This is a genomic window from Rickettsia endosymbiont of Ixodes scapularis (genome assembly GCF_000160735.1).
GTDB lineage: Bacteria > Pseudomonadota > Alphaproteobacteria > Rickettsiales > Rickettsiaceae > Rickettsia > Rickettsia tamurae.
This window is the reverse complement of record NZ_CM000770.1, coordinates 1,580,932-1,600,435: the sequence shown is the minus strand read 5'-3', so window position 1 is coordinate 1,600,435 and position 19,504 is coordinate 1,580,932. Positions and strand designations below refer to the sequence as shown.

Genomic DNA, 19,504 nt, shown 5'->3' with positions numbered 1-19,504 from the left:
TAATTATTAGTGATATTAGCTTTATTTATGATATAATGCCTTTAAGCAAATAATTTATTCTTAAATAATAAAATAGTAATGACTGTTAGAGTTTCTAGTGCAAGTAGCCCATTAGAGGAAATTAGACTGCCAAAAATGAGGGTAGGTACTGATGATTTTAAAACGTTATTGCTAAATAGTGAAGTCTTTGTTGATAAAAGTCTAATGATCAAAGAATTTCTGGAGGATAGTGGAGATGTAATTCTCATTACCCGCCCAAGACGCTGGGGTAAGAGCTTGAATATGAATATGCTGGGGAAATTCTTTGAAATAGAAGTAGATGATAAGGGCGTACCTTTACCGCAAGAAAATAGAGTGAATCATAAATTATTTGTTGGTGGTGAAGTTGATTTGGGTTTTAACGAAAACAAAGAGCTGAAACCATTAAAAATAGCCAATTATCTTAGTGTCATAGCACGTCAAGGCCAATTTCCTGTTATTTCTATAAATTTTAAAGATGTTAAGGGTAGTAGTTATCAGGAAATAGCAGAAGGAATAAGAATAAATGTTAAAAATTCTTACGACCATCACAAATATTTAGAAAATAGTAGTAAAATTAGTGTAGAAGAAAAAAAAGATTTTCAAGAATATTTAACAGGCAAAGTAGAAATAACTCATTTAAAAGCTAGTTTAGCATTCTTAAGTAAACTATTGTTCAAACATTTTAATCAAAAAGTATATATTTTAATTGACGAATACGATACGCCAATTAATAGTTCATACCTTAAATTCGGCCACAAACTAGAAGAATTTGAACAGGTGCTTGAACTATTCCGTGGAATATTCGGTAGCGCCCTCAAGACCAATATATATTTAGAAAAAGGAGTAATAACCGGCATTTTGCGGGTTGCTAAGGCTAATTTATTTTCCGATTTGAATAATGTTACTGAATATACTTTACTAGATGAAGATTTTTCGCAGTTTTATGGCTTTACTCAACGCGAAGTTGATGAGTTATTAACTATCGTCCCAACAACCACTAATCCTAAAGAAATTAAAGATTGGTATAATGGTTACACTTTTGGTAGAGAAATCATTTACAATCCCTGGTCTATTATGCAATGTTTAGCTCATAAAGGTAAGCTCGATCATTATTGGTTAGATAGTGGTGGTATTGGGCTTGTGGATAAAGTATTGTTGTCAGATGCGATGCAAGAGGATTTACAAAATTTAGTGGCAGGAAAAACTATCATTTCCTCTGTTGCCAAACAGATTAATTTTAGCGATATTAACACGCGGTCTGGATTATTTAGCTTATTACTATTTAGTGGCTATTTAAATCCGACTGCTGTTGAGCCAGCAAAAAACATTTATGAACTATCCGTACCTAACAAGGAGATAGAATATATATATGAAACAAGGCTATTGCAATGGGTAAGCGATAAATTACAGATCGATAGTTCTAGGTATTATTCTTTCGTTAGTTTACTGCCTGTTGGTCGTGTAGAAGAGTTTAAAGACAAATTACAGAAATTACTGCTTAACTCTACTAGTTTTTATCAAACTGGCGAATCAAGAGCTGAATTGTTTTACAGTGGTTTTATGCTTGGGTTAGTACATACATTAGCCGGAAGTTATATAATAGAAAGTGAGAAAGAATCAGGCAGTGGCAGAGCTGATGTTATTTTACTACCTAAAGTGGGTAAGAATGATAATGCGATTATTATTGAATATAAAACAGCTAAAACTGTAGAAGATTTAGAATCTATTGCTAAAGCAGGGCTCACTCAAATTAATAACAAACAATATGATGCTAAAATAAGAGAACAGTCCCATGTTCAAAAGATCATTAAGATTGCTATGGCCTTTTATGGGAAAGAAGTGGCTTTAGAATATCAAATTGACACTATCCCTTAATTTTCTTCTGGCTTGATTATCTCAAGTTCATATTCTATATCCAGCAAACCATTTTTTAGGGATCCGATATCTAATACATGGCCATACCATTCTTTTCGTAAACTATTCCACTTAAGGCCATGTTGTCTAATATGGGTACGGATTGACTGGGTAGGTTTGGAGGTAAATTTTAGGATAATAGCTGATCTGCTGTCGTTCTCGTGGTCAAGGATATCCCGGCCTATTTTTGTCCAACTATCTTGGATATCAGGATGTTTTGTTAATTCATTTTTTATAGAAACTAAAGCCCCAAGTAAGCTATTGGTTGGTAGATCATCAAGCTTGACTTTAGCAACTAAACCTCCTACTTCAATTAAATGACGAGTACGCATTTTACGTTCTTTAATTTTAAAGTTTATTTCTTCCATAATCAAGCGAGCTTTTTTCTGCTGTAAGCGTTGTTTTTGCTGGGCAGTGTCAATCATATGGTTTGCTACTGCTGTTGCAGAGTTTTGTTCTTTATTGGTTAACATAAAAATTCTGCATTAATTGTATATGCATGTCATGATGTGCAAAGAGCTAAGTACAGTCAAGAGATAAATATGCTTCTTGAAAATTTTTCCTTGAACCAGCATTGCTAACTCTAAACAAACACCTCTTACCATTCCATTATACTGATCCCCAAGACCTACCACGCCATGAAACATAAACACAAATCCTGGTGTCTCTTACTGGAGACAGGGAAAAAATAACGAGCGACAGGGTTATAGACAGCATTCGTTAGAATCAGGCTATACGCAATATATAAACCTGAAGTTTATAAGCGATATTCTTGCTCTTTATGCTCGCATCTACAATTTTTCCATGTTAATCTATTCATGCAAAGTAATGCCAGATTGAATAACAGTAAAATCATGGCAATACAGTTTGCAAGAATTGAGATAGTTAGCAGAAGTAAAGGTGGGAACGCTTGCTGTAAAGCTGCTTACAATGCTAGGATAAAAATCAAAGATGAGCTTACAAATATTAAGTACGATTTTACCAAAAGAGGAGACAATGTTTACCACACAGTTTTACTACCCAATTATGTAGATCAAAAATTCAAAGATCCAAAAATATTAATGAATGAGGTAGAAAAATCGGAGAAAAGAAAAAATAGCCAGTTACTAAAAGATGTAGTGATTGCTTTACCAGATGACAAGGAACTGGCCCTAGAAGATCGATTAGCCATCACTCATGAAATAATTGATGAAATGGGATGGGTAAAAAATGGCCTTGGGGCACAAGTAGATATTCATAAGCCGCATAAAGGTGAGAGGAATTGGCACGCACATGTTCTAGTAACAACTCGCAGATTTACTAAAGATGGTAAAAATTTAGGTGCTAAGGCCGTAGATTTAAATCCACAATTTAAAAAGACCGCTGCTGGTAAGGCTTTTATTATTCCTGAAGAAGAAATAATCCATGAGAAAGCTAAGGAAGTGATCAATAGATACTTCGAAAAATTAGGTTTAGACAATAGAGTAGATGCCCTAGGCGCGGTACCGCAAGAACATATTGGCCCTGTTCGAATGAGAAGCCTGATCAATAAGGTAGCTGCAAGCAATGAATTAGTTAAAGATGCCAATTTAAAGATTATAAAAGAAGCAAATGGATTATTGGATCATATTACCAAATACCAAGCTATTTTTAGTAAAAAAGACGTGCAGCAAGCCATCCAGAAGGTAGAAGATGAAACAATACAAGAGCAAGTAATAGTACAAGTAATGCGTTCCCCAAGGTTAGTGAAATTATACCACCAAGATGGCAAGGCAACCAATTATTATACTACTACCGAAGTACGGGCAGAGGAATTACGATTACTTCGAGTAGCTGACAAAGTAAACCAGCAGGCTAATTATGATAATATCTATGCATTTAAGAGCAATATAGAAAATCTAACGAATGTCAGCGAACTGCAAAGAGAAGCGCTAAAAACTATATTAGTAACCGATAAAGGAATCAGAATTTTAAGGGGCAGAGCTGGCACTGGCAAATCGCATGTTTTAGGCATTGCCTATCAACTTGCAACTAGTCGCCGGCAAAATGTAATAGGTTTGGCGCCAACCCATAAGGCTGTCACAGAGCTCAAAGATAAGGGTTATGAGCAGTGCCATACAGTTAAAGGGTTTTTATTTAAATTATATAATAGCCGCATAAATCTGCCCCGCAATAGTCTGCTGGTAGTAGATGAAGCTGGCATGGTAGGAACTAGTGATTATCTAGAATTATTTAAGGTTGCTAGGAAATATAACTGTCAAATCATATTAGCAGGAGATGAGCGGCAGTTAACTTCCATCGAGCGCAGCGGGATGTTTGAAGTATTCACAAGTAAGTTTGGTTCATATGTTTTAAGTGACATTAGACGGCAAAGCCAAGCGTGGGGGCGCCAGATGGCTATGTGCTTTGCTGAAGGAGATATTGTAGGAGGGGTGCAATTACTAGCCAGGCATCAAGGCCTAAAGTTTAATGGGATATTACAGCAATCTATAGATAGGCTAGTTAATGATTGGAGCAATAGCCAATTTCCCGTAGAAGAGCGTCTAATAATCACTGTAGGTAACAAGGAAGTAGCCTCCCTAAATCTAGAGATACGGAAATTATTAAAGGAACAAAAGGTGCTGACAGGTACGGAATATAGAGCTACTGCCTTCGACGTGCAATTAAATAAAGAAATATCTGAAGAATATATGAAAGGTGATCGTATTATCTTTAAGACCAGTAATAAAGAGCTACAAACAAAAAATGGTGAATTTGCTAGTCTGATTGCAGTAAGCCAAAATAAATTTATTGCCAAGACAGATAAGGGCCAGACAATAATATTTAATCCGCAAGATATCAATTTCAAACACGGCTATGCCAGCACAGTCTATAAAGCGCAAGGCGCCTCGATCAAGGATGTCTACGTGTTACATAATTTAGCCGGCAATAGCAGAAGCTCTTATGTTGAGATGACCAGACACGTCGAGAAAGTAGGGCTTTATGCCAATATGGATGCTACCAAGGGAGCAGTAGGTTTGATATCTCAGCTGAACAGAATAAATGATAAATCTGCTAGTATAGATTTTTGTACTCAAGAAGATTTAATACCAGAGAAAAATAATAAACAACAAGGTTTTTTAGAGAAAGCAAGTAGTTGGCTTAAATCTCTGACCATCAATATTGGCGATAGATTACACTTAAATCAGCAATATTACCAAATTGAAAATAACATAGAACCTACAGCCAAAGTAGAAGAAGTGTTGACGCAAACTGCTGCAACATTAAAAAACACTGACGCTATTGCTATTAATGATAATAATCAACAAGCTGGTAAAATCCGAGAAGTTGCAGTTGATAAAATAGCCGTAGGTCAGCAAGAAATACCAAAGATTAAGAATGATCTAAAAGCTAACAGTCTCGATAGCAGTACCAATCCTTCTACCCTTACTTATAATTCCTATTCCCATAAGAAATATCTTAATGAGCTAAGCCGCAAGCAAGAAATGACTGACTTAAAGCGGCAACTATTCTTGAGAGTGGAAAGAGTAGCTTACTCTTTACTGGGTTCGCCAAATAAATATTTATCCAATAACCACACGCTGCGCTGGGGAGAGAATGGTAAAATAGTGATGAAAATTACGGGTAGCAAAGCCGGTATCTGGCATGATTTTAGCAATGATACAGGGGGAGATTTATTCACCTTAGTACAAAGAGAAAACAACTGCAGCTTCATACAAGCTAAAGAATATCTGCAAGATATGGTTGGCATGGTTAATAACTATCAAAATAAAGCAACTTGGCTAAAAGATTTAGCAGCAGATGAATTTTATCAAAAAGCTAAAACTCGCGACCAAAAGGAACAATATGTTGAAGAAGCTAAAATCAAATATGCCCAAGATTTATATGACAAATCCAATTCTATCAAATATTCTCCCCCCAATAATATCACAAGGAAATACTTATCAGAACATCGTAGCATTGAAACAATTCTAACAAAATATCAGCTAAGGCAAGACCTCCGAACCAACATGATGTGGGATAATACAAGCAAACAACATTACCCAGCTCTAATTGCTTTTGCCAGGGACACTGAAGGCAAAATTACCGGCGGACAATCAATATATCTACACAAAGAAACAGCTGCCAAAGCTGATATTGCAGTTAATAAACGCTCTTTTGGAAAAATTACTGGTTCTTTTGTAGCAGTACAACAAAGTAACGAACAAAACAACAATATCACCATTATCGCAGAAGGAGTAGAAACAGCCTTAAGCTTGCAAGAAGCAGGGCTAAAAGGCAATATCCTCTGTAGCCTTGGAGTTAGTAACATCAAGAATTATCAGCCTAAAGCCAATGAACGGATCATAATTGCCGCAGATAATGATGGTCAAGAAGCACCATCGTTAAAAGCTGTAAACAACGCAAAAAAGACATTAGAGCAGCAAGGTGCTATAGTTTCTATGATAATGCCTAAAGAACACGGTGACTTTAATGATGTTCTTAAAACTCAAGGCAAAGAAGCAGTGAGAGAACTGCTAACACCAGAAATTAAGAAATTAGCACTTGGTCATAAGAATAATCAGATCAAATCTATCGAGTTAGAACTCTTAAAGTCAACTAATACCAATGTGCTTCAAAATTTCCAAAATGAGATAAAAGCCTTAGAAAGATTTACTACAACAGAAAATTTGACTACAGCACTGCAAATATACAAAGATCAAGGCATGGTAGCCTTTATCACCTATAGTAATAAGACTTGTTCTACAGCAATTGGGCAAAAGATAACAACAGACTTACAAACCATGAAAAATAAATTTAATCCTAATTATAATCTTGGTAATGTGAAATTTAGTGACATAGTAATACATGACTTTAAAGGCACAAGTCACACAATACCAGAAGATTATTTAGCAGCCATAGGTGAAGATAAGCAAGTAATGCAATATTTAAGCCCAAAGTCGAATATAGCTGAACAGATTAAAAACGAGCTTAACTGTTTTGAGAAAAAGCACATACAGCTAAGCATGAAATGGTGATTAGTAAGTTTTTATTTAATAATAATTTTTAAAAAGTGCACAATTCAGTATAAAAAGTTTGCTACATTGACTTAATTAGAGAACTAATATAACATTAGTATAGATTTTAATAATCATGCTAAAATGGTAGTGGGTATATATTACAAATGTCAGATGAAACACTTACTTAACAAAAGAGTGATCCCATATATAGTTACTGCTATTATATTTTTATTTTATAATATTAGTGTATATCAATATCTGCAATATAACCAGAAAGAAAAGAACAAGTTAGTTTTAGAAGCTGTTCAACATAATATAATCACTTTATTATCAACGGATATAGAAACAGCTTTAAATCCGAGTGTATTTGATAAAACTTTTCTTCTTCTTAAGAAATTCATTAATCAAGGTCCCGAACAAATATTAACTCAAAATGGTTTATTTAACTTTATCTTATCTGATCAATCTGCTCTTTATATTAATAATTTTAAAAATATGTTAGTCTTTGATTTACAGAATTTAAAAGACATCATTACCAAAATATTTCCAACTTTTCTCCTTTATAAAATAGAACTTAATGGCAATAACGTAGCTACTAATAATGCTAATAACCATAATTATTTAATAACCAAACATCATAAAATTAATAATAATACAAATCTTTTAGTCAAATTGGATATTAATCCAAACTCTGATTATTATTTTAGTAATACTAATAAATTATATAAATATTTATTCTCAAATATAATAGTTTCTCTTATTCTTTGTCCTATAATTTTATATCTGTATCTGCAAAAAAGGCTCAGTATTATCTTAAAGATAGAACAATTAGAAGATGATTTATTTGCTCTAAATAAGATGAATAATGCCCTAAATTTACATCAAAAAGCTAATAAAAACTTAAATAGTTTTTTTATTCGCAGTGCAACTGAAGAATATATCAAACAACAATTAACAGCTGATTTAAATCAAGAAATCAAATTAGAGAAAATAGATCCCAGCAACTATTTATTTCCAATTGCTTTTACTAATCATTCTACAACAGAGATTGATGTGAAGAAATTAATTAGTTATCTGTAGGATTATTTTGCTAATCATTTTTTATATACCGCAATAAAATATCAAGATAAATCAGATAAATTAGTAACAGATTGTGGACAGCATGTTTTCTACCAAATAATTTTTAGTATCGTTTATAATGTGCTAAAATTTATGGAAGACCAAAGTGATACGCCTAAATTATTATTGATAACATTTACTATTGATAAATTGGTTATTTCTCACGAGGGATTTTTATTGACAGAAGCAACAATGATCAACTTATCTAACAGTTTGATTTTAGAAACGATAGATCCATTTTTACTAAGTTGTAATAAAATATTCCAATCGTTAAAAGAACATGGGTTGCACTACAAAATATTTACTGAAAATAAAAATAACATAATAGAAATTACCTTACGTAAAACTATAGCTACTAGTAAAGATAAAACCACAGTAATAAATTTTGCAAAGTACAAACAAAAAAACGATTTGCCTAAACTTAAGTAAAGAAAGATGAATAAATATTTATTAATAATAATGGTAATAATTATGCCTTATACTGCACTTGCCAAAGAGCAAATATCTAATTTTATTATACCGGTAAGCTATTTTGTGAATCATGTTAAACAATTATCTTTGGTTACCAATAATTTAACTAAGTACAGGAAAGCAAGTATAGTTGGTATTAGTGGCATGGGTAAGACGCAGCTGGCTAGAATGTATGCTTATGAGAATAAGGATAATTATAAGCTTATTTGGTTTATTGACTGTAATTTAGATATTAATGAAGAATTTCTAAAATTAGCTAAATTAATTAACAAGAAGGCTAAGACTCACTTAATTTTAGAAGATGTATCATCTGTTAAAAAAGAAGTATTATCTTACTTATCAAGCAAAGATAAATGGTTATTAGTATTTGATAATTTGAAAGTTAAAGAAAATCACAAAATACAAGAATTCATTAATTGGGAGCATAATGGCCATATTATCTTTGGCTCTCAGGATGGTGAATTATTATCTAATATAGTTAAGATGACTGCTTTTGACAAAAGTGATGCTATAACTCTTGCAAATAATATTTTAGAAAATAGAGATACTAAGCTAGCAGAATTCTTAAACCAAGAATTTGCTGGTTACCCGATCATGATAGTGCAAGGTGCTCAGCTGCTCAATCAAGTACCAGGTTTAGATAAGGAAGAGTATAGGAGACAAATAGGACAATCTACTGATAAAATTAAGTTGAATATTACCTTAGCTATTAAGGAATTAAAACCAAGTGCTAGAGAACTGTTAAATAAGATAGCTTTAATTAATAATCAGGCTTTTTCTAAAGATTTACTACAAATTATCACTGGGGATAAGAATAACCTTGATGATGATATTTATCAATTATCTAAATTTGCTTTGATAGCTAACATTGATCCAAATGACACTAATCCTATCTTTGAAATGCATGATGTTATTGCTCAAAAAATAGCAGAAATTAATGGTGAAAAAGTTAATAAAGTTTGTTTAGAAGATATTATTGCTCAGTTAGTAAATGCTAGGCCAAAAGGTTCAATCAAAAGCCTAGTTTTTAGTAATGCAAAAACAATACATGAAAATTTTGAAGTTATTCAAAATAATGTACAAAAATATAATCTAAACATACATAAGGTTATAAAATTAAATATAGCACTACTTGCCGATTACCTTAATGCTGAAGATTATTATAATGCAGAAAAACAAATTAGCTGGTTCACAGAAGAAGATAAGAGAAACCAATTTAAATTATGGTTGATGAACAATGAAGAAAAAGCTACGTATGCTATGTATTTATCAAATATTGGTATTTTTAATAAATGTGGTTTATGTAATTACCATAAAGCTATTGAATATTTTACAAGAGCACAGGAAATTCTGCATAATATTAAAGGATATGATAATAAAAAATTAAGTGTACTATGTTGTATAACCGTTACTCAAATAACTTTAGGTCAACTTCAGAAAGCAAAAGAGACTATTGAAATTATAAAAAAGATGTTTGATGATGGGTTAGTAGATAAAAATGATATAGGACGATTAAATGCTCTAATAGCAAGATTATTATATAACGATGGTAGGTATAATGAAGCATTAATAGCAGAAAATACAGCCATAGAAACCTATATTAAATCTGGTCTTAATTCTAATGATCTTGTGTTTACAGACCCTTATTTATTAAAAGCTGAAATATTAAATTCTCTTAATCAATATCAAGATGCTTATGTTCAAACTGAACAAATATATAACATGCACAAACGTGTTAAGAAAGAAGATCATTCAGTGTTTGGTCGTATATTTACTCAAATGTCAAGAGCGCAGCTAGGGCTCGGTAATGCTAAAGAAGCCTTAGATTATGCTCGCAAAGCTAGAACTATCTTTATTAACGATCCAAGTAGACCAAATAATAGTCGAGATATTGCAGTATCGCCTGATATCTACTTAGCTAAAGCCTGCGTTGCTGAGGCAGATGCCTTAGCAGCTCTTGGTCAAAATGAAAAAGCTGCTAAATCTTACCTCGATGCAGAAAATTTTTATTGGAATAACTACCGAGAAAATATGGGTAATGTTGATGAAGTCAGCAGCATGTACCTAAGTGCAGCCAAAGCTAGCTGTCATTTGCATGAGAAAGCTTGGTATATTAAATTTCATGATCAACATATAAAACAATTCGGAGTAGATCACCCTAGAAGTATCGAGATATTAAATATGGATGATACTTGCTATCCTGAAGCTCAACATTGAGAATATTTCTGTTTCAATAGCCATTTAATAAATTTGTCATCAGCTACAGGTAATTTAGATTCAACAGAATAGTTAAATACCTCATTAATTATTGAGGTAACATCAATACAGGGAAGTTTTAACTGCTGGGTTTTAATTTCAACTATTACTTGCTGTGCTACTGTTGTTAACAAATCTAAATCTTCTGATGTTAGAGATGGATAGCTACTGGTTGGTGTAGTAAACAGGTCTTTTACTGTTAAACCAAATACATCAGCTACAGCTTGTAATAATTCTGCTGAAGGTTTTTTTGATATTCCCTTAATAATATTATAAATATTATTTTTTCTAAGCCCTGCCTTTCTTTCTAAATCAGCTATTTGATAATTGTGATCTTTAATTAACTTTTCAAGATTTTTTTGTAATGCAGTATAAGACATGTAATTACAACCAATTCAGTTTATATATGTAACTATTTATACATATAATTTAACATTTTTCAGTTTAAATATCAAAAAAATATATTGATTATAATTTTTTATTATAATATAGTTATATGTATATAATAAAATAGCAGTAATTAAATAAGAAAAACGATCAAAAATTAATTATATATAATAAAAATAAATAAGCTATCAATATTGTAATTACTAAGAGTAGTACCGATATTTAAGACAATGAGAAACCAGTAAGTACTATAGTAAAGTTTGGCTACTAGATAGTACTTACTTGGTTAGAATGAATCAGCTAAATATTAAAAAAGTATTTAGCGATAACACTGAACCCATAAGGTTATAGCTATGACTATATACAAATTATATCCACAGAGCAAATATATTTTGCTTTATCTTCTTAATCTCCTCCTAACACAACGGTCAACTGATTTTAAGTCAAGAATATTACTTTCTGATATCTTAACAATTTTTAAGGTTCATCAACCAAGAGTAGGTTATTATGGAAATTGAGAAAGTATTTAACTTAATCATTGTTGCGATAACCGTAATCTATATAGCAGTGATTTTTAATTTTTTGATGAAGATAGAAAAACAGGATGTAACAAAACAGCTGAACATTCAATTAAATAGTGAAGATCTACAGAACAAAAAGGAAGCAAACCTACACAATTCCAGAGTTAAGGTGTAATGCGTACTAAAATGCTTGAGTGTTATGATATTGCGATAATAGGATTATCTTTTGAATTTCCTGGTACTAACAACTTAAACACTTTATGGAATGGTTTATTAGATGGTCGTTGTTTTTATCATAATGCAGGAAAAACTGGCAAACAAGTTGCAGCTTGGGGAAGTGTACAAGATATTCATGGATTTGATTATAGTTTCTTTGATTATTCATATAAAGAAGCTTGCTACATTGATCCACAACAACGGTTATTACTACAACATAGCTGGAGTGCTTTAGAGAACGCGGGATATATGAATATAAACAATATGCCCATAGTAGGTGTATATGCTTCAGCAAGTATAAATCGTTATCGCATGAATAATTTGTCTGGAAAATTTAATCCAGATTTTGAGGATGAAGTACTACTTGGAAACACAGCTGATTTTCTTGCAACACGTATTGCTTATAAATTAGGACTACAAGGGCCAGCTTTAAATATTCAAAGTGGTTGCAGTTCTAGTTTATCTAGTTTACATACTGCTAGAATAGCACTTTTAACAAATCAATGTGATATTGCTTTGGTAGGAGCTGTTTCTTTATCTGCATCACATGATCAAGGTTATGAGTATCTCCCTGGAGGTATAAGATCTGCTAATGGCCAGGTCAGAGCATTTGATATTGATGCTAGCGGAACTGTTTTTACCAATGGTGTGGCAGTTGTCATACTCAAGAAACTGATAAATGCAAAGCAAGATGGTGATCAAATTTTTGGTATTATTTCAAGTAGTGCTGTTAATAATGATGGTAATAATAAAGCAAGTTTTACGGCTCCAACCTCTCTTGCACAAACTCAGGTTATTACAAAAGCTATGAAGATCGCTAAAGTCAAACCAGAAGATTTTGTATTAATTGAGACGCATGGAACTGGGACATTATTAGGAGATATAATAGAGTTTTCTGCACTACAAAAAGTATTTTTTACAGAAAATAATGACTCTAAATATTGTGCTATGCAAACAATTAAAGCAAATATTGGACATTTAGATACAGCCAGTGGTTTAGCTGGATTGATTAAGGCGGCATTAGTATTAAAATATAAAAAATTACCACCACAAATTAATTTTGCTAAAGCGAATTCAAAATTAGATATTGCAAATAGTCCATTCTTTATTAACACAACAATACAAGATATGTCAATTAATGATAGTAGTGTGAAGTATGCTGGTGTAACAGCACTTGGAATTGGCGGTACCAATGCACATGTTATTTTGCGTACACCTACTATAGAGGAAATTAATAATAATATTCCATTAATTAAGGAGTCCAATAGTACAGGACATATTGTGTTATTATCTGCAAAATCACAATACTCTTTTGACAATTTATGTAAACAATATCAAGAATATGTTCAAAATACTGATACAAACATAGCTTCTGTATCCTATACTACCATTGTAGGACGTACTCCTATGAAGCTCCGTAAAGCAATTTGTGCTAACTCTATATTAGATTTAGCACAAAAAGTTAAAGAGGTTAAACCTAATTGTATAAACAATAAAATTCTTCCTATAGCATTTTTATTCCCAGGACAAGGAGCACAATATCATGGTATGGGTAAAGATTTATATAATTCTTCAGAAATATTTCGTTCTTTTTTGGATAAAAACTTGCATATTTTGAGTACATTATCAAATAAAGATTTAACAAAAATATTGTTTATTTCTGAACTAGAAAATAAAGATTTATATCAGACACAAAATACCCAACCTATTTTATTTGCTTTTGAAGTAGCTTTAAGCGAATACCTACAGCATTTAAATATTAGACCATCTGTTCTTTTAGGACATAGTTTAGGAGAATATACATCATTAGTTATAAGTAAAGCCTTAGAATTTACAGATGCTGCAAAGTTAGTGCTAAAACGTGCAGAATTAATGGCTCAAACAAAGCCAGGTAGTATGATTTCTGTTATGTGTAACAAGGAAGTACTAGGTAAAATTTTACCAAATAGTTTAGATATTGCTGCTTGGAATGGACCAAATCTGGCCACTATATCTGGGAATAATGAATTAATTGCAGATTTTCGTATAAAATGTGAGCATGAAGGAATTATAACACAATTATTACCAACAAAACATGCATTTCATTCAAGATCTTTAATACCAATTGTTGATAAGTTTAAAGCAGAGTTAGAAAAAATTGTCTTTAACAAACCTATTATTCCAATTATTTCTAACTTAGATGGCAAGATTTTGTCATATGAACAATTATCCTCTCCTGAGTATTGGATAGCACAAATGCTTAATCCTGTGGAGTTTGTACATTGTATTGAATTTTTACAGCAGGAATATAACCCTATATTTTTAGAAGTTGGTCCTGGGATAACACTGAAAACTTTAACTCAAAATATATTATCAGATAGAAATGCGATAATTTTGAATACACTACCACACCCTAAAGATAGTGTTGATTCTACAAAAACTTTTCAAAAAAGTTTATCAGTGCTTTGGGAATATGGATATGATGTTGCTTGGTTAAAAATATTTGATAATTCAATAACTAAAACAAGACTAGCACTCCCAACATATTCTTTTGATTTAGAAAAATGCTGGGTATCTGGTACGCAATATGAGAAACATAATAATCCTTCAAAAATCGGAATATATCGTCAATTTTGGCGGCAGTCTTCATATAGCCAAACAGATAAAATAAATCTTGATGAATATAGGATATTAGTATTAGAAAGAACGCATGAGCTACAAATATTTATTCAACAATTACAAGCAGAATCTAAACAAGTAATAATTGTGTATGTTATCGATGATAATTATCAACATTCCCTTTTCCTACTAGATTTTGTAAAAGCTTGTGAAAACTTTGATCAGAAAAGAAGAATAGCACAATTATATATTATCACACATAATTCTATAGCATTGCAAAACGATGTTATTCCTCAGCAAGCTACCTTACAAAGCCAGGTTAAAGTTATTAATCAAGAAAAAGCATTATTCCAGTGTAAATTAATAGATGTTGAATCCAACATTAACTGGTGGGAAGCAGTATTAAGAGAAATTTCTTATAACAATCCTGTCCCTGTGATTGCATTACGTAATGGTGAAAGATTTATCGAGAATTTTGAACTTATGGAGTGGCTTGATGAATACAAACATACCAAGAGTTTTAATGATATAACTTGTGATGATGGTAGCATTATTATTTTAGGAGGTACAGGACATATTGCTTTTCAATATGCTAAGTTTATCTTAAATCATACCAAATATAAAGTATTTTTAGTACAAAGATCTCCGGTATCGATTATTGATAATCCTAAAAGATCAGACATGATTAATTATTTAAAAAAGATCGCAGTAGATAGGGTCTTTGTTAGATCAGCAGATATTGGGCATTACACTCAATTATATAAAGTTTGTGAAGAAGCAATAGAAATTGGGGGCAAAATACATACACTTATTCATGCTGCTGGGGTTGATGCATCAATGCATTACAGGTTAATGAAAGACATTGATCAAAAATTTTATGACGAGTGTTTTTACACTAAACATAAGGGATTACAAAATATTAAACAACTCGCGGAATATTTTAATATTTCTCATTGTCATATTGTATCATCCATATCTAGCATATTGGGAGGTATAGGAATGTTTGTGTATGGATCATTACATACTTACATTGATAATTTTGTTCTTCAACAACAAAAACAAAATAAAATTAAGTGGACTGCAATTAATTGGGAAGCTTGGGATCTTGATACAAATACAGAAGAACCAGAAAATTTTCAACAAGGCTCATTTGGTGACCATTTAAATTCATTAGCTATCAAGCCAGAGGTAGGTTATGAAATTATTTCTCAATTATGGCATAATCTTGATGCAATAATCATTGTATCAAGTACTAATTTAACGAATCGCTATAATAATTGGGTTCTGGAGCAGTTTGGAAAAGAACATAATATTGAAAATATTGTAAAGCAAGAGCGACCAGAGATGCAAAGAGAATATATTGCTCCTAGAAATAATGTAGAACGAGAACTTTGTAATATATGGTCAAATATTCTAGCTATAAAAAATATAGGGGTACATGATAATTTCTTTGAGTTAGGAGGACATTCTCTGATGGCTTTGCAAATGGTTAATGTTATTAACAAAAATTTTCATAAAAATATTTCTATAGTTGATCTATTTCAATACGTAACAATTGAACAATTAGCGCAGCAAATTGATTCACAAGAGTTAACTAAAACAACGATACTAAATGATAATAGGAAAAATACCTTAGCAAAAAATAGGGCAGCTCGTCGTATTGCATTTTCCTATGACAAAACTCACGACTCTGGATTATCACAATGAATAAAATAGCAATTATAGGATTTTCTGGTAGTTTCCCCGGAGCTAACGATACAAATGCTTTATGGGAGCTTACTTCACAACAAGAAGTTGGTATTAAACCATCAAACCTTGAAGATATAAATAAGAATTTACCGAAAGATTTAGTAAACCAAACAGGATTTCGAGGAGTTGGAGGCGGACCAAGCGATTTTAAAAGTTTTGATGCATCATTTTTTGGTTATAGCCCTAAAGAAGCGCAATATTTAGATCCACAAATTCGTAAATCTTTAGAATATGCCTGGAAGAGTATTGAGCATGCAGGATATTGTCCTGACTCTTTTAAAATTCCTGTAGGAGTTTACGTTGCTTCTAGTCTTAACAGCTATTTTCTAGAGAATCTACAATATATCTTTCTACTAAGCGCTACTCCAAGCCCTCCTATTTTTTGACCAAATATATAATTAAATCCTTCTCCTACATAATTTTTTACTTCTTCTACTAATTGCATAGGCATTGAGGCTAGCACTATTGGCAAATGGTCATAGGTGCAAGGGGTAAAGTACCAGNCGCTGCGCCTTAACATGGAGCAGACTTGAGAAGCTGACTGTTTGGCTTTTTCTTTTTCATCCCACATGATAACATTGAGATGAATATTTACTACCCGATCACCGCTTTGCAGAGAAGCAACTACCCCATTCATATCGTGAGCTTCAGCAATTAAATCAGAAAAAAACTTACCCATACCAGCTGCAATATTTCTCTCTAAGGCTTCCCGCTTGGTAATTGCTGAAGTCTTAGCGATAGTTTGATTGAGCATGATTTGCAAACCAAAATGAATCAGAAAGTTCGATTTAATATATTCACCGCGCCGCATTTCATTGCCTAAAAATAAATCCATCGCTGATAATTGCCACTCCAGCGGCCTTTTGCTGGCTTCTAAGCTGATAAAAGCTTGATTATCATTAAGCCTTACGTGATCTTGCTCCTCAAATAGCGAAAAGTTTCCAGGCAAAATCTGCTCAGAAAGCAATTCATAAGGATTAATTTCCGCGTGTTCCTCCTCCTGCCAACCAAAAATAATGCGAATAAATTTTAGCAATTGCTTGGCATCCACATTTTCCGTCACTAAACCAATAGATTTAAAAGTATCGCTCAAGCATTCTTTTCTTCTAACTATATCATCAATATTTGTTTGAATGCCGGGAATAGTCATTGAAATTAACAATATCATATCTTTTATGGTGCCTTCTGTTTTCGCTTTTAGTTTCAAAAATTCTACTCTTCTTTCGGCTAATTTACAGAAAATCTCACCTTGTCTGTGATTTTGCCAATTAACCAAAAAATGATCAATATGCTGACTGCCAATCATCAATACCTGCAAGCTACTGCCAGCTGGTAAATTCTCTTCATTCCGCAAAAACTCAGCGATCTCTCCTTGGGCTTGCAAGCTCGTTCCTACTAACGGCCAGCCAAGCAACACAAATCCTACTGATCCTCTGTTGAAGAATAGCTGAGATCTTTCATCATATGACTCATAGACAAAATGTTTTGCTAATCTTTCTCGAGCAAAATCTTGGTGAACCTGAGCTTTCATCGATGTAACCTATTAAACTTATTGCAACATTTGTTTGGCTCCAGCACATCACCATAATTATTATTAGGATCAAATATACCTTGGTCAGTCATTTTATTAATCTCATATAAAGATTTACACTTTTGCCCTTCTGGAATAGGACAATCGAAATCACTTTTGTATGGCATTAATTTACATCCTGAAATATTTACGCTCAAAAATACCAGCAATAAAAAATTAATTAGTAAACTATTATTCATCAAAAATTACCTTGGAGTGAGGAGGGTTGCTTCAACTGTTGCTGCCAATTAACATTATTTAAGTTGTTTTGGATTTGATCTTCCTCCTCTTCATTTCCCTTGATAAAACGTTCTTTTAATTTAGCATTGGCCTGAGAAGACTGCCTACCTTCTTGCCTGCTATTTGAAAATGAACTCACATGAGACGTGTCCTCATCACTATTTTGGTAACTGTGATAATTTGTTCTATTTTGCGAATAATCAGTAGTAGTTGGCGGCAGCAACCTAATAGATTCATCGTCAAGCTTATCCTGATTTAAATCAAAACCTTTTCTAAACACTACATCAATTACTCGACCAGAAGCCACAACAATTACTGGACTCATGCTTTCCGCACGTTTGATAGCAAAATCTGCTAGCTTTTCTAAAGCATTACCACTGCCCGCATATACTCCAGCTTTTAGTGAATCTTTTCCTTTTAAAGCATGCTGCTGACCAGTCAATGGTGATATTGGGAATATGCCATTAGTTGCCTGGTTCTGCAAGAATTGAGCAATACCGCCCAGCACGCCATTAAGTACAGCCATTCTTGCCACCTCAGAGGATCTATCAACTACCAGGCCTTTAACACCAGGCCTGCCGTCTTCCCCTATTAACCAACCTTCAACAGGCTTCTCGATAATCTCCCCATTGCGATTCAACAACGATACAGTCTCCAGCCTGCACTTAGCCCTTTCTGAAGAAATATCTCCGCTACAAGAGCCAATCAGAATAGCCTCCTTGATTTGTTCTGTCTTATATTCTTTCGAGAAAATAGCTGTATCTACTAACCGCAGCATTATAGGCTCTGGGCTAGCGGCATTATTAGTGCCAGTTCCAACCACTACACCAGTAAGCAGCACGGCTCTAGCAAAACTACCAGTTGTAATATAGTCTTTAACATCTTTGTTAATATTACCCCCAGCTCTTTTAACATGACCAAATTGTCTTTTTGCTGGTAAAGTTGGTATTACTTGTTCTTGGTTCTCATTTGGCAAATCTTGCAAACGAAAATGATCAGGATTTATTTCATTTGACAAAATTTGGGGCTGAGGCTGATTCTCCTCCAGCAATTCAAGCTTCTGCTTAAAATCATTAATTTAATTCTTGGTCTCTACAGCTTTACTTTCTATTAAACTTTCTAATTTACTTTGCATAGTTTTAACTTCCTTTAGTACTTCTTCCGTCCATTTAGCCCTTGGATCTACGGCCCTTTCTACCCCTGATATTTGACTGCGAGATGTACGCTTTTCTTTCTGTTCTTCAAACCTCTCTACCTTGGCTTCAGAAAAATAATAAAAGATTAAGAATAGCACTACACTGATACTAACAATAAGAATTACTGGTCTATTCTTTAAAGCATTCAAAAGTTCTAATAACTTATTACTAAAACCTGATGGTAACTGACCAACAGCTACCTTATTGTTATTCTCTGATTGTTGATCTTCCCATATTGGATCTTCTTGGTGCATTAGTTATTTCTCC

The 19,504-nt window shown here is 32.8% G+C and carries 10 protein-coding genes and 2 pseudogenes; 7 read left to right on the top strand and 5 right to left on the bottom strand.

The window, feature by feature from the left end; genetic code table 11:
• Positions 1-78: 78 nt before the first annotated feature.
• Positions 79-1,896 carry an AAA family ATPase gene (locus tag REIS_RS08000; protein ID WP_008580904.1) on the top strand — a complete coding sequence of 606 codons (1,818 nt, stop codon included), beginning with the start codon at positions 79-81 and terminating at the stop codon, positions 1,894-1,896.
• Here the strand turns inward: REIS_RS08000 and REIS_RS07995 are convergent.
• A complete protein-coding gene (locus tag REIS_RS07995) occupies positions 1,893-2,360 on the bottom strand; it encodes a conjugal transfer protein TraD (protein ID WP_008580902.1) in 468 nt (155 codons plus the stop codon). The genes REIS_RS08000 and REIS_RS07995 overlap by 4 nt on opposite strands.
• Before the next feature lie 429 nt (positions 2,361-2,789).
• Between REIS_RS07995 and REIS_RS07990 the strand changes: the two genes are divergently transcribed.
• The 4 genes from REIS_RS07990 to REIS_RS15125 all read left to right on the top strand — a co-directional run bounded on the left by REIS_RS07990 (position 2,790) and on the right by REIS_RS15125 (position 10,721).
• A complete protein-coding gene (locus tag REIS_RS07990) occupies positions 2,790-6,932 on the top strand; it encodes an AAA family ATPase (protein WP_008580901.1) in 4,143 nt (1,380 codons plus the stop codon).
• 153 nt (positions 6,933-7,085) lie between these two features.
• A complete protein-coding gene (locus REIS_RS07985) occupies positions 7,086-7,994 on the top strand; it encodes a hypothetical protein (RefSeq protein WP_037213758.1) in 909 nt (302 codons plus the stop codon).
• A gap of 132 nt (positions 7,995-8,126) precedes the next feature.
• The gene (locus REIS_RS07980) at positions 8,127-8,462 is read left to right on the top strand and encodes a hypothetical protein (RefSeq protein WP_008580897.1); all 336 of its coding nucleotides are present in this window, start codon (positions 8,127-8,129) and stop codon (positions 8,460-8,462) included.
• 6 nt (positions 8,463-8,468) lie between these two features.
• A complete protein-coding gene (locus REIS_RS15125) occupies positions 8,469-10,721 on the top strand; it encodes a hypothetical protein (protein ID WP_008580895.1) in 2,253 nt (750 codons plus the stop codon).
• Here the strand turns inward: REIS_RS15125 and REIS_RS07970 are convergent.
• Positions 10,712-11,140, bottom strand: a complete 429-nt coding sequence (locus REIS_RS07970) for a helix-turn-helix domain-containing protein (RefSeq protein ID WP_008580893.1) — start codon at positions 11,138-11,140, stop codon at positions 10,712-10,714. The genes REIS_RS15125 and REIS_RS07970 overlap by 10 nt on opposite strands.
• A 702-nt stretch (positions 11,141-11,842) precedes the next feature.
• Here REIS_RS07970 and REIS_RS07960 point away from each other — a divergent pair.
• Positions 11,843-16,189 carry a type I polyketide synthase gene (locus REIS_RS07960; protein WP_050755384.1) on the top strand — a complete coding sequence of 1,449 codons (4,347 nt, stop codon included), beginning with the start codon at positions 11,843-11,845 and terminating at the stop codon, positions 16,187-16,189.
• Positions 16,186-16,617, top strand: a complete 432-nt coding sequence (locus REIS_RS07955; RefSeq protein WP_040614743.1) for a beta-ketoacyl synthase N-terminal-like domain-containing protein — start codon at positions 16,186-16,188, stop codon at positions 16,615-16,617. Before REIS_RS07960 ends, REIS_RS07955 begins: the two co-directional genes overlap by 4 nt.
• On the opposite strand, the pseudogene REIS_RS07950 reads toward REIS_RS07955, so the two are convergent.
• The 3 genes and pseudogenes from REIS_RS07950 to REIS_RS07940 all read right to left on the bottom strand — a co-directional run.
• Positions 16,584-17,762, bottom strand: a pseudogene (locus REIS_RS07950) (TraC family protein); the annotation flags it as partial. The gene REIS_RS07955 and the pseudogene REIS_RS07950 overlap by 34 nt on opposite strands.
• Positions 17,759-18,001 carry a conjugal transfer protein TraV gene (locus tag REIS_RS07945; protein ID WP_008580491.1) on the bottom strand — a complete coding sequence of 81 codons (243 nt, stop codon included), beginning with the start codon at positions 17,999-18,001 and terminating at the stop codon, positions 17,759-17,761. The gene REIS_RS07945 and the pseudogene REIS_RS07950, both read right to left, overlap by 4 nt.
• A pseudogene (locus tag REIS_RS07940) lies at positions 18,001-19,491 on the bottom strand (TraB/VirB10 family protein). The gene REIS_RS07945 and the pseudogene REIS_RS07940 overlap by 1 nt, the downstream one beginning before the upstream one ends.
• Between the last annotated feature and the right edge of the window lie 13 nt (positions 19,492-19,504).

Excerpts from the sequence above, each read along its gene's own strand:
- REIS_RS08000 (WP_008580904.1), top strand. The coding sequence starts at position 79 with ATGACTGTTAGAGTTTCTAGTGCAAGTAGCCCATTAGAGGAAATTAGA.
- REIS_RS07995 (WP_008580902.1), bottom strand. The coding sequence starts at position 2,360 with ATGATTGACACTGCCCAGCAAAAACAACGCTTACAGCAGAAAAAAGCT.
- REIS_RS07990 (WP_008580901.1), top strand. The coding sequence starts at position 2,790 with ATGGCAATACAGTTTGCAAGAATTGAGATAGTTAGCAGAAGTAAAGGT.
- REIS_RS07985 (WP_037213758.1), top strand. The coding sequence starts at position 7,086 with ATGAAACACTTACTTAACAAAAGAGTGATCCCATATATAGTTACTGCT.
- REIS_RS07980 (WP_008580897.1), top strand. The coding sequence starts at position 8,127 with ATGGAAGACCAAAGTGATACGCCTAAATTATTATTGATAACATTTACT.
- REIS_RS15125 (WP_008580895.1), top strand. The coding sequence starts at position 8,469 with ATGAATAAATATTTATTAATAATAATGGTAATAATTATGCCTTATACT.
- REIS_RS07970 (WP_008580893.1), bottom strand. The coding sequence starts at position 11,140 with ATGTCTTATACTGCATTACAAAAAAATCTTGAAAAGTTAATTAAAGAT.
- REIS_RS07960 (WP_050755384.1), top strand. The coding sequence starts at position 11,843 with ATGCGTACTAAAATGCTTGAGTGTTATGATATTGCGATAATAGGATTA.
- REIS_RS07955 (WP_040614743.1), top strand. The coding sequence starts at position 16,186 with ATGAATAAAATAGCAATTATAGGATTTTCTGGTAGTTTCCCCGGAGCT.
- REIS_RS07945 (WP_008580491.1), bottom strand. The coding sequence starts at position 18,001 with ATGAATAATAGTTTACTAATTAATTTTTTATTGCTGGTATTTTTGAGC.